The sequence below is a fragment of the Nitrospirota bacterium genome, assembly GCA_030684575.1.
Taxonomy (GTDB): Bacteria; Nitrospirota; Nitrospiria; order Nitrospirales; family Nitrospiraceae; genus Palsa-1315.
In genome coordinates this window covers 1,000,293-1,014,722 of sequence record JAUXVD010000008.1, presented here as the reverse complement: position 1 = coordinate 1,014,722, position 14,430 = coordinate 1,000,293, and the positions used below count along the sequence as shown (strand labels likewise).

13 protein-coding genes are annotated in these 14,430 nt (G+C 53.7%); all 13 read right to left on the bottom strand.

Features of this window, described 5'->3' with window-relative positions; genetic code table 11:
- Position 1: 1 nt before the first annotated feature.
- On the bottom strand, positions 2-1,165 hold the full coding sequence (locus tag Q8N00_07985; protein MDP2382732.1) for a glycosyltransferase family 4 protein: 1,164 nt from the start codon (positions 1,163-1,165) through the stop codon (positions 2-4).
- 46 nt (positions 1,166-1,211) lie between these two features.
- A complete protein-coding gene (locus Q8N00_07980; GenBank protein ID MDP2382731.1) occupies positions 1,212-2,480 on the bottom strand; it encodes an O-antigen ligase family protein in 1,269 nt (422 codons plus the stop codon).
- Between the two features lie 3 nt (positions 2,481-2,483).
- Positions 2,484-3,617 (bottom strand): glycosyltransferase family 4 protein, encoded by a 1,134-nt coding sequence (locus tag Q8N00_07975; protein MDP2382730.1) that lies wholly within the window; start codon positions 3,615-3,617, stop codon positions 2,484-2,486.
- Entirely contained in the window at positions 3,604-4,830 is a 1,227-nt protein-coding gene (locus tag Q8N00_07970; protein MDP2382729.1) for a glycosyltransferase family 4 protein, read from the bottom strand. The genes Q8N00_07975 and Q8N00_07970 overlap by 14 nt, the downstream gene beginning before the upstream one ends.
- Complete coding sequence (locus Q8N00_07965; protein MDP2382728.1) at positions 4,827-6,239, bottom strand: lipopolysaccharide biosynthesis protein; 1,413 nt, start codon at positions 6,237-6,239, stop codon at positions 4,827-4,829. Before Q8N00_07965 ends, Q8N00_07970 begins: the two co-directional genes overlap by 4 nt.
- A gap of 278 nt (positions 6,240-6,517) precedes the next feature.
- On the bottom strand, positions 6,518-7,000 hold the full coding sequence (locus Q8N00_07960) for a hypothetical protein (GenBank protein ID MDP2382727.1): 483 nt from the start codon (positions 6,998-7,000) through the stop codon (positions 6,518-6,520).
- 101 nt (positions 7,001-7,101) lie between these two features.
- A complete protein-coding gene (locus Q8N00_07955; protein MDP2382726.1) occupies positions 7,102-8,097 on the bottom strand; it encodes a hypothetical protein in 996 nt (331 codons plus the stop codon).
- Entirely contained in the window at positions 8,094-8,897 is an 804-nt protein-coding gene (locus Q8N00_07950; GenBank protein ID MDP2382725.1) for an alpha/beta hydrolase, read from the bottom strand. Before Q8N00_07950 ends, Q8N00_07955 begins: the two co-directional genes overlap by 4 nt.
- Positions 8,898-8,920: 23 nt before the next feature.
- Positions 8,921-10,081, bottom strand: coding sequence for a glycosyltransferase family 2 protein (locus Q8N00_07945; protein MDP2382724.1), 1,161 nt, complete (start codon positions 10,079-10,081; stop codon positions 8,921-8,923).
- On the bottom strand, positions 10,074-11,261 hold the full coding sequence (locus Q8N00_07940) for an ATP-grasp domain-containing protein (GenBank protein ID MDP2382723.1): 1,188 nt from the start codon (positions 11,259-11,261) through the stop codon (positions 10,074-10,076). The genes Q8N00_07945 and Q8N00_07940 overlap by 8 nt, the downstream gene beginning before the upstream one ends.
- Complete coding sequence (locus Q8N00_07935) at positions 11,258-12,316, bottom strand: polysaccharide deacetylase family protein (GenBank protein ID MDP2382722.1); 1,059 nt, start codon at positions 12,314-12,316, stop codon at positions 11,258-11,260. Before Q8N00_07935 ends, Q8N00_07940 begins: the two co-directional genes overlap by 4 nt.
- Positions 12,313-13,320 carry a VanZ family protein gene (locus Q8N00_07930; GenBank protein MDP2382721.1) on the bottom strand — a complete coding sequence of 336 codons (1,008 nt, stop codon included), beginning with the start codon at positions 13,318-13,320 and terminating at the stop codon, positions 12,313-12,315. The genes Q8N00_07935 and Q8N00_07930 overlap by 4 nt, the downstream gene beginning before the upstream one ends.
- Entirely contained in the window at positions 13,304-14,425 is a 1,122-nt protein-coding gene (locus tag Q8N00_07925; GenBank protein ID MDP2382720.1) for a GNAT family N-acetyltransferase, read from the bottom strand. Before Q8N00_07925 ends, Q8N00_07930 begins: the two co-directional genes overlap by 17 nt.
- Positions 14,426-14,430 lie beyond the last annotated feature (5 nt).

Below are 14,430 nucleotides of genomic sequence, written 5' to 3'. Positions count from 1 at the left end.
ATCACCCCAAAACCTCCAAATAGAGCCGTTCATAATCCCGTGCCATCCGGTCCGCAGTAAAGGACTGATAAAATGTTTTCTTGGCTTCGTCCCCGAGTCGAGCTCCCAACCCTGGCTCATGAATCAACCGCGACAGGGCACTCACCATCTGATCAATATTTCTGGGATCGACAAGAAGGCCGTCTCGATCATGGCCAATCACCAGCGGGTTCTCCCCGACACGAGTGACGACGATTGGCTTCCCTGCGGCCATCGCTTCCAACACAACCACTGACATGGCCTCCCAAAGAGACGGCTGAAAGAAGACGTCAAGTTTGGGGATTAACCGCGCTGCCGCGTCTTTGACCCAACCGATCAAATACACGGTATCGGATAAACCAAGTCGTTCGCACTTTTGCTCAAGCTCTTTTCGAAGAGGCCCTTCACCGGCCACAATAAACGCCACCTTCTCCCCCTGACTCTTTAGCCGGGCCGCGACATCCAACAAAAATGTAATGCCTTTTTGTTCATACAGCGTGGCAATCGTTCCCACCACCAACCGCTTCTCCGTCCCGATGACGGACTGGAGGTCAAACGCTTCTCCCCCATCTGACAGGGTGACACCATTCCATATTTTCCTCATCTTGGTCGAAGACACACCGTAGGCCTGCTCGATCGTTTTCCGCTGATGATCGCCGACTGCGACTAAACAATCCGCAACCTTGGAAAAAATCCGCTCCATTAACATCCGCCGTTTGTCATCATGAGGATAGTTTCCAAAATGAAACGTATGCACTAATTTGACGCTCGGACAAAATAGCTTGCTGAGTGCGGAGTCGGTGAGAGAATAGGTCGTATGAGAATGGATGATGTCAATTTCCTTACTACGGATGACCTTCAAGAGCTCGAGAAAAGAAAAATAGTTGGCTCTCTTGAAAAATTTTGAGGAAGGAACCCCGACGATGTCCACACCTGCGCGATGTAGATCATCTCCAATATTGCCACGCTCCTTGAGATGACACACACTGACATTGAATAAACTGCGATCGAGGGTATGACAAAGATTTTGGATGACGACCTCGGTCCCCCCAATCCAAAGGTTAGAGACGACAATCAAGAGATTGTACTTTCTCGGGCGCTGTCCTTCAGACGGACGACTGGCGGAATGGTTTGCCTCGGATATCATCTACACTCCTCGCTATGACCAATGAGCGGCCAAGACATTTCCGGCCTCATGCGGACACACCCCGATAGGCCAGGGACACATTCCCCTCTGGGCCGAGATCTACAGTCTCTGCTGCGAGCGTCTTCTTACACAGATCTCGCCCACACTCCAGAAGCCCCGCCAGTAAATAGATATGAGGGTAATACGTTGCCGAGAGAAACGCTCCGCCAACCACAAATCCGACCAAACTCGCATTCAGCGCAATCACCAGATTCCGGCAGGTCACATCGCGCTCGGTCAATCGAGTTTTCATTTCTCGCGACATCCGTTCACCCGCTAGAAAATTTGAAATGATGATCGCCAAGAAAAAGATAATGCCAGGAATGCCCAACTCGCCGAGAATAAGAAAATACGATGAATGTGCCGTTTGCCAAGGAATCTCATTTTTCCCAATTCCTTCCGGCCGGTAATCCACTCCATACTTAACAGGGAAATGGCCCGCCCCGACACCAAGAATAGGATGGTCCGAAACCATTTTAATCGCAGCACCCCATGCCAAAATCCTGCCTTGAGCAGACCCCTCCATCTCGTCACCCGTCTGGGTCATCGTTTCCATTCGCTCGAAAAATTGCGGCGGTGCCACAGACACAATAAGCGCGCTTACGATTAGAATCCCAACGACTCCCAGAATCTTTCGGCTACTCTTAAGCCAGTAATAGACCCCTACGCAGGCTAACGCGACCATCCCCCCTCTTGATTGCGTTGCCACGACGGAAATGATGAGAATGGCCAGGATGCTTGCATAGAAGAGCTTCCGAACAACCCCTTGGGACGATGACATCATAAACAGGCACAGCGGGATAATAATGTTTACCGACAACGCGAAGTCATTGCCATCTCCCAGGAATGAACCTGAGGCGATATAATGTCTTTCCCCGTCACCCGAAAACATTTCTGGTGTCAGAGCTCCGACAACCAGATGGACCACGATCAAAGTCGTGAGTACTCCCTTGACCCTATCGAGGTCATAGAGTTCCTTCTTGAGAATGACAAACATGAAGAAATACCCAAGCACGGCTTCAAAGACAATCAGCACATACATTTTGACGTCAGAAGTCATACCAGAAACGACGATGAGAGACAGGAGAAACATCAACCACCTGGCATTGGGGCTTGCCAGGACATCTGCAATTTTAACCCGTTTGGTAAACATCGCCCCGATCAGGACAAGGAGAGGGACGATTGAATTCAAATGCAGTGCGTTGAGTGCAGGCAGGTAACTCGACGGACGGATGTACTCTAATGCAAAAAATAGTAGCAGCCCGTAGTACACCATTTTCTAGGCCCGTCCCATCATCATCTCAACGTAGATCGCTTCCAACTTACGGGTCCTCACCTGAAAATCAAAGTTTTTTTTCACCATATCTTGCCCTCGACTTGCCATGCGCTTCCACAGCTCTGGTGCGGCAAGAAATTCGAGGATACACGCTGCGAGCGCGGCAGGCGAATGTGCCGGGACTAACCGTCCGGTCTCTCCATCCGTGATGACCTCCGGCGTACCGCCTACCCTGGTCGCCAATACGGGAACTTCCATGAGCAACGCCTCTAATGCCGCATTGGGGAGTCCCTCGGTATGGGACGGAAGTACCATCAGGTTGATTTCTTCGAGCATTCGCTGCGGTTCTCTGATGTATCCAGGTAAGTGAACAGAACGCTCGAGGCCGAGAGCTCTGATCTGTTCGCACAACTTGGGCCGCTCGGGCCCATCCCCAATTAGAACCAGAGAAACTTTATGGCCCAGGCTGCTCACGATACCAATGGCGTCGATCAGGTCCGCATGGCCCTTCTCAGCACTCAACCGTCCGATACTTGCAATCACTGGACTGGAAACCGGGCGTCCAAGCACCTCGGTGAGAACACCTCGTCGACCTATTCGACGATAGCGCTCAATCACGATGGCATTGTGCAACAAGCGGATCTTCTCCGGCGGCACCCCCGAGACTACAAGATCACGTTCGATTTGTTTCGAAACTGCGATCACTCGATCAAATCTACTCACGAGGCGTTTATCTATCGCGGTAAACACTCTCTGCTTAAACCCATTCCCGATCCAACCATGCAGGGTCGTCACGATTGGGACGGAATGGAGCCGCGCCGCCAAATACGTAATGACGTCCGATTTCACCTCATGTGCATGCACAATGTCGACCGGGAGCGTTTTCACGAGATCGATGACCCGCCCGATCACACGAGGATCATATTGATTGAACCCCCGAATAAAATGGACTGGCATCTCAAGACGCCTGGCTTCAGCCGTAAAAGGGGACTCGCCGGACTCGCCACGGGTCAGAAACACCCCGAGGTGGAGCCTGAAGCCCTCCCGCGTTATGGCTCGATGGGTCTCCAGAATAGTCTTACCAGGCCCACCAATTTCGTGGGTATCTCGTAAATGAAGAACATTAAGAGGCCTCACAGAGAACCCTTTGATACAATTGTTGAACCGACTCAATATTCCTTGAAACGTGAAAATTCTTTACCAAACGATCTAATCCGTTTCGCCCCATGGACTGGGCCAATGTGGGGTCACCCAATAATGTGACGATCGCATCCGCAAGCCGCTCCCAATCGCCAGGAGGGAACGTAAGGCCCGTGCGACCCTCCTCGACGATCTCAGGGACTGCACCAGCGCTTGCTCCAATGACCGGTTTACTGCATGCCATCGCCTCAAGGAGGACCATGCCAAATGGCTCAGGCAACACCGAAGCATGAATCACCACATCGAACATCATGAGGTGATCCGCCACATGTTTTTGAAACCCTGCGAAGATGACATGCTGGGCAAGATCAAGGGAACGGACTAATTCCCGAAGACCATGTTCGTACTCCCGATGCTCAAGACCTGTATCCCCAACTAATACACAACGGACTGAAGGGAACGTTCTTCGAACCACATCGATTGCGCGAATGACGGTGTGTTGTCCCTTCCACTCCTTGATATTCCCAACCATGCCCACGATGGTCGCACCCGATTCGATCCCATAGGCACTGCGCAGCGCATCAGATGTCGTGTGGCGCTGTTTTGCATCGGGATCCATTCCGTCATAAATTGTCTGCAAATTTCCATAGTCGATTCCTCGCTCGCGCATATTTTGGCGAACCGCATTGGAAATACAGATGACGGCGTCCACTCGTTTCGCAAAATATTGAGCGGCCCTTGAAAAACTTGCGTTAATTCCACGTTCATGCACGATGCATTTGATCCGAGCTAGCCTCGCAGCCAACATCCAATCATGGCTATACTGAATCGTATTGTTCAGATGAACGATCTGGACCCCTTCCCGTCTCAGGAACCACGTACGAGCCATCGCAGTAAACACGAATTTCCGAATGAAGTTAAGGGTTCTCTGGATGACCATCCCCACCGTCTGAATAAGTCGAAAGACTCCAGGCCGTTCAGAAAGCCTATCTCCAAACGTAAACGAAGCTGGCTTAGGCCATATGACGGTCCGTATTCCCGCTTCATGAAACTCTGGAAGAAGCGAGTGCTCATTCTGAAACACAACCATGGGCTCATAGCGACTACGATCTAATCCCTTCACAAGATACAGAAGACAAAAATACGACCCGCCGACAGTACCATCGGCGTTACCCTCACAATATAAGACTCTGGCAGGGACTTCGCTCATGGGGCTTCTCGAACCGGGAAGATTGATAGCCTGTGGCTCGTTAGCTGCGCCTGGATATCTCGCAAATTAAACAGGAGGCACAGCGAAGCGCCGATGATCGTCACCAATACCAGGCCTGGCACGGAATCACTGACAATAAGTGATTTGGCCGCGATAAGAACTGCGGCCAACACCGCACCCTGCACGATGGCGACTCCCAACGGTTGAACGGTGGCAATGACGGGAACCCCGATCACTCTACGGGATAAAAAGACGCCAACTACAAACTGCGCCGCCATCGGCAAGGCCACTGCCGCACTCGCACCGGCAAGGCCGTAGGCAATGGTCAGTGGATACAGCAACCCCAGCACGAGAACAAGACGCGAGGTGTTCATATAAAAATCGATGTGCGGCTTACCAATCGCGTTATAGAGATAGCCATTCAGCATCCACAACGCCTGGAAACATCCAAAAATTGCCAAAATCTGCAGTGGTATCGCGGCGGCAGCCCATTTGGCTCCATATAACGCAGTCACAATGTCATGGGCGAGCACCACAATTCCAACCGAGATCGGCACAACCACAGCGACAACCAAGCGGACCCCCCGCACATATTCCACCCGCAACTGCACCAAATCGGCTTGGAGCTTGCTAAACATAGGGAAAAGCACCTTCGCGATCACCTTCGATAAATTTGTCGAGGGGATATTGGCCAAGGTGTAGGCCACCGTATAAAACCCCAGCGCCTCCATGCCCAAGAGCTTCCCGATCATCGCGCTGTCAAGCTGATTGGTCAAGAAAACAACAACTGCTAACCCCGTCATGAATTTTCCATATGAAAACAATTCTCTGGCGATCGCGGGATCGAAACGGAAACGCGGTCGTCCAGGCACCATTACGTACGACAATACCACCGAAATAACAGAAGATATGAGCTGCGAATAGACGAGCGCCCAAACATCCCGTAGCCAATACGCTAATCCTAACCCTATGATTGTACTGAGTACCCCACCAACTTGTTCCAGATAGGTCAGACGCTTAAAATCCAACTCTTTCTGCAGCGCAATTGTATTGATATTATTGAAGCCCGTTAAGATAAAACTGATCCCGATCACTGCGACAACCGGTTGCAGCACCGCTTCATTATAAAACGAGGCAACCAAGGGCGAGACGAGGAACGCAATCACTGCCAACCCGGCACCACGTAACACCCAGAGCGTAAACGCCGTATCCCTGGCGTCTTCGAAACGCTCCTGTCGATGAATCAGCGCGGCGCCGAATCCTGTTTCGGTAAAGATCTCGATCCCCCGGATCACCATCGAGCAAATTGCCATGAGCCCGAAGATTTCCGGCGTCAGGAGTCGGGCCATAATGATCGAACGGAGGAAGGAGAGTCCCGCGCCAAACACACTCGACAAGGTAACCCACACGCCTGACCTGATCGCCTTGTGCTGCAGCGATCCATCTGAACGATCCAGGAACAGGCTGAGTCTTTTAAACAAGTCCGCCACTGCAAATTACCTCTCCAGTGCCCACAGATACCCGCGTAATCCACTTACAGGAAAACATCCCCACCTCAATCATCACATCACTGGCACGACCAAACTCACAAGAGCTGACAGGAGAAGAGACTCCACACGTTACCTGCCCCCGTACGGCTCAGTTCGGGAAGCCTGTATGCGGTATCATCTCAGGGACAGGTGCTGAATTAGACGGATCGTGTTTGTGATCCGACCGTAGCGAACAGACGATTGAGACACAGGCTCACTCGATCAAAACACTCTTTGAAGGCGCTAGGCGGACCTCCGTATGGATCATAAATATTGAACGCAGCATATCCACTGTGTGTAGTCCGTCCTTTCGGATCCAACAAAGGAAGAAGAAACAGCTTCTCGTGATGGTGCTGAAAGGAGGATCGGAGCGCCGCATATTGCCAGGCCTCCATGGCAATGACCATATCGTACGACTCCACCAGTTCCAATGAAATCGCTTGGGAACGATGATTCTCCAGGTGGATGCCATATGGCTTTGCACCCTGGACCGCACCGCTCGGTGACGCTATGGACTTGGGCACATCTAACCCGGCTGACCCGAACTTCATTCCTGAAACTAGTCCTTCACCCTGCAGCTTTAACGCAATATGCTCAGCAAAAGGACTTCGACAGATGTTCCCTTTGCAGACGAACAGCATCGATCGCGGGTTAGCTGGGATAGCAGCCACAGGGATACCTGGACCTCGAAGCGTCCAATAGATATCGACGACCCCTCTCTTCAGCAGTCGTGCGGCTGATCTCATCGACGCCCCTCCAACTCAGGGCGAACAGACGCCTCTGCCAGGCCACTAAGGCGACGAAGCCACCTGCTACATTGGTCCAACATGTCCTCTTCCCACTCACGGAATGAGAAGATATGGTTCGCATCCTGTGTCACATGGATCTCATACCAGGAGGTGTACGCTTCTAACTCAGCACGATTCCGCTCCACGAATTTCTTCTCGAACTCGTAGTAGAGTCGATCCATTCCGGCAAACACCAGATACACGTATCGCGACGTGGAAACCATCTGGCGAAAAGCAGGAGCAAAATAGGGATTCGTATTATCTGCCGCTTCGCTTGGGCTGGACGCAGGAGAAGCCTGCGTTGCAGGCTTGAATCGTGCCAGAACCGGCTTGAGCAACAACCGTGCAATTAGCCTGTAGTCGCTTTGAAAGGTCAGGAAACGCACCCATGAGCGCCAGGCCTCAAGGGTCCACAGTTTCTTGACATAATCGTCACGCATGCCCTTCGACTGTACGTCGGTCATATATTTCGTGAAATCGATGCGGGACCCATCAATGATGACCGGGATTGCCAACCCAAGCAGACAGATGACTCGCGGATCTCGTGCCCCGGCAAAGAGCCCTGTGATCGCACCACCGCACAATCCTGAAACGATAAACTGCGATGTCCCATAGGTCTGCTGCATCCAATCCATCGCGGCAATCGTATCATCGATGTAGCGACCCACCTGGATCGCCCCATAGAGATCGGCCAAATACTCCTCGTGCACTTCCCCTTCTGAATCGCCCAGGCCGTAGAAGTCGAATCGTAGGACCGGATACCCGAGCGACACGAATCGCTCCGTCATCTTCACGTATAGCCGGTGAGGAGCGACCCGCATCTTCACCCCCGGCGATAAGAGAATAATTGCGACGCCGGACTTGCAGGGGTCCGCAGGCTGGTGAAACATCCCGAACAGGCGGGCACCCGCCTTATTACAGAAGGTCACCGGAGTGACGTCACTGATCATCGGCCCTCCACCCACGCTGATGTTGCCTCAAACAGATTCGGTGCGGTCCGGTACCACTGCTTAATCTCTTTCCAAAACGGCTCCTCCACCACTTCACGAATATCGGCAGACCGATACGTATCTTTTAACACCTTTACCTCAGCGCGAATAGGTTGTCCTGCTCTTCCCATCTGGACGATCAAGCAGGGTCCCGCAAATCGCTTCCCCTCTTCGTTAAGCTTCACGGCCGAGGCTTGCTCATAGCATGGATAAGCAATCTCATACCCATCGACGTTCACCGTACGTCCCTCCTCCCGCATCATTCTGACCAAAGCCTCGCGGTTGTGACGAATCTCCTTATATATCGCCGTTTGGGTCGTCAGATTCACTCGGAGCAATTCCTGCATATACTTCCCGCCATCAACAATCGGCTCCCATAAGACGAGCTTGCCGACAGTCGGGCACCGCTCAGCCGCAAGCGCAGCGAGGGTCGCACCAAAACGCAGCCCCAGCAATCCCACGTTCAGCGCCGTCCCGCTCGACCGCTCTAGCCGCCTAATGGCACACCCGATATCGGAGAGCATCGTGTCCACTGATGAGTCTGAAAATCGTCCCTGGCTATCACCATTTCCCATTGCGTCGAACCGAAGCACCCATGCGCCGCGAGCAGCCAGCATTCTCGCAAACGACACGTATACCCGTTGCGCCCATAACTTCTCTTCGGCAAATGGATGGCAAAACACCCAACCCCATCCCGACGGGGCTGTAGCCGGCTCATGCAAGACGCCAAAGAGCCGATACGATCCATTCTCGAAAAACATCGGAGTCTCGATCGCTGAGGTCTTTATCTCTGGGAGGGTGTCCACAGTTCCTGCCGCACTCCTTTCCCGTATTGAAACCAGGCCACGAGAATCGCCGCATTGACCATTGAAAAATAGAGTGCGATCTTGCCGAAAAGCGAGTGCCGGATATAGCTCCATCCTGAAAGCGCTAAGAGAGCCGCTCCATAGAACGCGACCTGGACGATCACCACGAGATTAAACCATGGCGAGCCGAGTAGCGTGATCGAACTGGCCAGCGCCATAACCAGAAAGAACGGCACCGACCACCGCAAGGCCTTATGTGACAATACCTCAAAGGCAAACATTCCAAAACGAATGGGGTTCAGCACTCGCGCATAGGCAAACAATGTGGTCATCCCTCGAATCAACGTGCGGACCTTCCGTTCGAACTCCTGTTTGGAGTCCTTGACGCTAGTCATGGCGCCCACTGCCTCCGGCTCGCTGACTGCGCGAAATCCTTGTTCCACGGTCCTGAGTACAGAAAGAAAATCAGGCGCCAGACCTTCTAGGAACGGCCCGCAGAGTTCGCGCCGTTGTGCATAGAACGATCCACTCGCTCCCACGATGGAATGTACCTTCGACTCGAGGCGCCGGACCAGTAATTCGTACCGCCCATACCAGGCTTCCCCCCCTGACTCCGCAATCTTGTCTTCTCCGGAAATACACCCGACTTCAGGATCACGAAATCCCCGAACGATATGGCGTAACGCATCGGGCTCCAATTCAATCGCGGCATCCGAAAAGACGAGGATGTCATGTTTGGCGTGCTCGAGACCCGCATTCAACGCCGCCCCCTTCCCCTGTCGTACTGGAAGCTCGATCAGGGTCATTGCCTCAGACGCTCGCATCTTGATGAGCTCCACCGTTCGGTCGGTGGACCCATCCGACACGAACAAGACCTGGAGCCGATCAGCCGGATAACGAAGGGTCGCCGTATTGATGATCTTCCGCTCGATCCTTGCCTCTTCATTGCAGACCGGAATAATCATCGATACTGAAGGATAAAAGGAGGCCTCCTCGTGCTCTCGCCGCCCCTGCCGTCCCAAGAAACGGCCCAACACCCATAACACGACCGGATAGCCGAGATAGGGGTAGACGACACCGAACACGGAAAGCCAAAACAGCACTTCTATCACTCGCACGGTCGTACTCCCGTCAATCATGATTCGAAAACCATCGCCTGGCTTCGTAGAAGCCAGGATTCATGTCCGAGAATCGGAAAATCTCGCTGTACGTATCCTTCTCCCACAATCTCATAAAACGGATGATTGAGCGAAGTTTTCCGTCATGTCCAGGAGGAAGATGGAGCAGGTCCTGACGCTTTAAGAGACGCATCATCAACGCGTCGAGGTCGCCCAAAAACCACCGGCTCTTCACCCCGACTCGATAGGTATCGACCGGCTTGAGCGGCTCATCCGCCATCGTCTGAAGCAAGAGAGCCGGAAAATCAACGCCGGCATCAATCGCCAGTTGCAATGACCCCCAAAAGCGGCCGTTGATTTCCATCAACTTCAAGGTCTGATCAGCCTGATCCATCTTGAACTCAACCATCGCCACCCCTTGCCAGCTCAATGCATCGAGCAGCGCCTGGGCGTAGCGCTTGGCTTGAGGAGAAACCGGCACACTCTCACGGAGCACACTCACCCCGCCAGACGGAGGCTTTTCACGAAGTCGCCGATGGCTGAACTGAGCCACCAGCTTGCCACGTTGATAACACATGAACACGCCGACACCGGGACCGACGATCCGCTGTTGAAGTAGAATCGGATATTCACTCGGGTGCTTCGCCGCGAGAATCTCTGTGAGATCGTTCGCGTTTTCTGCGTAGGTCACAGCCGTCGATTGCCACGTGCCATTCACAAGAATGCGTGACCGGTGGGGCTTGACGACGATCGGGAAAGACAGCCCCTCTGGCCACTGAGGGCGATCACCGGGTCTCGTCAAAACCACGCCGGTCGGAATGGGTATCGACAGCTTCTCCGCAAGCGCCAACACATCAACCTTGTTTGCCGCCCTATCGAACGTGGCCACGTCCGGAAACGGCACTCGGCTGTGCTGTTCGAATGCGGACTTATGCTCGGCCACCAATGCCGTCGTAATCTCAGCGACCGGCAACACCACATCGATCTGCAACTCCTTCATCGTCCGTAGAAGCGTCTGGACGAACCCCACACTGTCCAACACGGGGTCGGGATAGATCACGCTCTCGACACAGTGCCGCGAGGTCTGGGCCAACGATGGCTGAACCTTTTCTCCGACAACAATCGAGTGCCCCTTGCTCCCCAGGGAACGGGTGATCGCCAAGGCAGCGCGATTGTCGCCGTCGGTCACGAGAATCTTCAAAATAACCCCACCACACGAGCGAGAAACATCGGCATGCTTTCAGTCGCAGCTTGACAAATATTGATCCGCTGAAGGGCAAAGGGATTGTCGTCACAGCTGACACTTCTCCCTTGGGCGAGAAAGGCCAGACGGAAACCAGATGCCTTGACTAATCCCGCCACCTCTGGATTCCAATAGCCCCTCGGGTAACTGAAGGTAGGAGTACCACACTTGAGCCTCAGGTCAATAATCTCTTTCGAACGCTGAATATCTTCACGAGCCTCCGCAATCGGCATCTGGCTAAGTAAACGATGTTCGGCGCCATGCCCCCCAAACTCGATCCCTTGCCGCGACATCGTATCGACCTGCTCCCAATTCATAAAACTATCTATCCCCGTGCTATCTCCGTTCTCGACATGCAGCTCGATTCTCAGACTTGTTAATGTTGCCTCTACCACAGAAGGAGTCAACCCTTTTCTATTCTTACTGGTTACCTCAATAACGTGAGGCCTTAGATCGTCATGGCGCACATTGAATATCTCTCCGAGACCGATGGGGTCGAGCAGGTCGCGGAGCCTCGTCTCCCTGGCGGGATCCTTTCTCGCCGTCATCACAGCCAGGACAAGAAGATGCACAAGCGCTTCTTGCCAAAAGAGCCTGTTCCCACCGATGAAGTTGACGGGAAGGAACACCACCGCCGGCAGCTCATATTTTCGAAGAATCGGCAGCGCATTGGTAAAATTATCAGTCCATCCGTCGTCGAACGTGATCAAACAGGACGAATCATCAAATGGAATGTTGCGGCTCATTCGATCCGCAAATCCTTCGAGCGAGAGCACCTTGAACCGGCGCTTCACTACAGCCATCTGCTCGGCAAATGTCTCCCGATCAACCATGATGGCAGGATGTGAACCGCTACGGGCACGTTCCTCCGGAGTCAAGACGCGGTGATACATGAGAATCACTGCACGGCGCTTAAGCGTGATCGACTGCCACAACTGTAATAGACCCAGGGCATATAAGACGTGGGAAATGACCACTTTAATCGTGAACTTGACTCGCTCGCTCGCCGTCATCCAGCATTCCCTTCCAGTCGGTCTAACGCCACACGAGCGGAGCGCCCAAAGCGATCCGTTGGATTCCGTTCAATTTGGCGCTTAAGAGACTCCCTTGCGCGAACGTCGTCACCAATCTCGCGATAGGCCTCGCCCAGGTGGAGATCGATGCAGTAGATATGCGGGTTCAATGTTTTGGCCCGTTCAAGGAACACGAGCCCATCGTGAACTCGTCCTGCCCGGACTAACACCCACCCGTAGGTGTCGAGAATGTCTGGATTGTCCGGATCCATCCGGATCGCCTGTGCGGCATACCGTTCCGCCTGAGCGGGATCCGCCCCCAGAAACTCAATATCCAGCCATGCGATCGTATTGTACAGCTCAGGGGACTGAAAACCGCTTTCTACTGCCAGCATGTATTCCGCCCTGGCTCGCTGGTAGTCGTGCTCCCGTTCATACACCATTCCACGGTTGAAGTGTTTGAGATCATGGTACGTCTGCGAAGTCACTGCGGCGACCGGCAACAGAAGGAGTACCACAATCGCAATAGTACGGCCCATGCCCAATCGCCCTGCCATGACCAACGTCAGCCCGACCAATACGCCAGCAGCATCTGCCACCAGATCGCCGTATTCTGCCGTCCGCCCCATACCAAGCAGAGCCTGTTGCGCCTCATCCGCTACTGAGATGAGAAGGGAAAGACCCACCGCGACACACAACTTCTCCCATTCTTGGCCTGGCCACGCGCGACCGCGCATTACACCATACGCCATCAAGAACACCGCCATGAATGCAAAAAAATGAGTCGGTTTATCCAGGCCAGGAAACTGGAGCCATACCTTCGAGAGCGTTCCCGCCACAACGTTCGGCAAGATCAACAACACGGACAGCATCAGGAGACCCAGCCACCACGGGATCCCCCTTCTCAGACGAGCAGCGATCGCTGCTATCCCCTGCCTGTGGGAACCGTCTCCCAACGCGAGGTGGGACTGGATCCACCGTCTGGCTTTATGACTCGGTGACATGCCTGTCCATCCTCTTCGCGAAACTCCTGAACATCTGCTGTGCACGCCTCATGGCAAATTGATGAAGATCTTCGCTGAAGCTCAGGAGCCCCTGGAGGGACGTCGGGTACAGCACCAATGAGGTCAAGACATGGCGATGGCGTGGCCACATAGCCTGCCATGGCTCCTCGGACCCAAGAAACTCATAGGCCTCAAGTCCTTGCTCGAATGCGTAGCGGATGGTCTCCATCGTCAGCTGAATCCCGGGAGAGCAACGGGCCCATTCCTCATCATACCCAATTTTGAGCACCCAAAATCTTTGTGCGACTTGAATACCGAGGATCGTGGCGATCGGGCGACCCTGCACTTCCAGAAAACAGACACGAAGCGCCCCTCGATCACAGGCCATCTCACTGTAACGCGTAATAAACGTTCGCACGCGCTCGTTGGCAAGAAGGGCGGAACCCGATCGCGCTTTCCAACCGGCCCCTTCAATTCTAAAGGCCTCCTCAAGCAAAAGCGGAAGGTCAGCTCGGGAGCTAGGGCACTCGACCCTGACAACCGCCTGGCCTAGCCGCTCGATTCGCTTGCGCTTTCGCTGATAGTCGTAACGGCGTTGCCCTGAAATCGACTGAAAATAGTCCTCCCAGCTTCCCTTGATGCAGACGTACGCAGCACTCGCGGTCTTTCGACTGATAACCATTCCTCGATAGCCAGTCAATGCACGAAACGTGGCTTCGATCGGAGACTCAGCGGGAATCCTGGCAAGCACCATTGGCATTCGAAAACTGACTACTTTGTGCACTAAATGCTGAAGCGACTCTACACCGTCGTAGAGCAATCCGGCCGGCTCGTAGAGCACCGACACCCCGAGTAATTCCAGCCACTCAATCCCACCACGTCTGACGACAACGAGTGGCGCCACCGCACAGATCGCATTCTTCGACCGCACCACCACGACGCGAAGATCTGATTCGGCACACAGGGTCTCCGCACAGGAGAGAAACCAGTCCGCGCCCAGGAGAGGGCTGCCAAATCGCTCAGCAAGGACATCCCAGGCAGCCGCCATGGTTCGCATGTCGTCAACCCGAGTGAATACATCCACTTCGTACCCATACGAATCCATGCTGA

What these genes read in the sequence shown, in the direction of transcription:
- Q8N00_07980 (MDP2382731.1), bottom strand. Translation starts at nt 2,480, where the DNA reads ATGGTGTACTACGGGCTGCTACTATTTTTTGCATTAGAGTACATCCGT.
- Q8N00_07925 (MDP2382720.1), bottom strand. Translation starts at nt 14,425, where the DNA reads ATGGATTCGTATGGGTACGAAGTGGATGTATTCACTCGGGTTGACGAC.
- Q8N00_07985 (MDP2382732.1), bottom strand. Translation starts at nt 1,165, where the DNA reads ATGATATCCGAGGCAAACCATTCCGCCAGTCGTCCGTCTGAAGGACAG.
- Q8N00_07930 (MDP2382721.1), bottom strand. Translation starts at nt 13,320, where the DNA reads ATGTCACCGAGTCATAAAGCCAGACGGTGGATCCAGTCCCACCTCGCG.
- Q8N00_07970 (MDP2382729.1), bottom strand. Translation starts at nt 4,830, where the DNA reads ATGAGCGAAGTCCCTGCCAGAGTCTTATATTGTGAGGGTAACGCCGAT.
- Q8N00_07960 (MDP2382727.1), bottom strand. Translation starts at nt 7,000, where the DNA reads ATGCTGTTCGTCTGCAAAGGGAACATCTGTCGAAGTCCTTTTGCTGAG.
- Q8N00_07950 (MDP2382725.1), bottom strand. Translation starts at nt 8,897, where the DNA reads ATGTTTTTCGAGAATGGATCGTATCGGCTCTTTGGCGTCTTGCATGAG.
- Q8N00_07945 (MDP2382724.1), bottom strand. Translation starts at nt 10,081, where the DNA reads ATGATTGACGGGAGTACGACCGTGCGAGTGATAGAAGTGCTGTTTTGG.
- Q8N00_07935 (MDP2382722.1), bottom strand. Translation starts at nt 12,316, where the DNA reads ATGACGGCGAGCGAGCGAGTCAAGTTCACGATTAAAGTGGTCATTTCC.
- Q8N00_07955 (MDP2382726.1), bottom strand. Translation starts at nt 8,097, where the DNA reads ATGATCAGTGACGTCACTCCGGTGACCTTCTGTAATAAGGCGGGTGCC.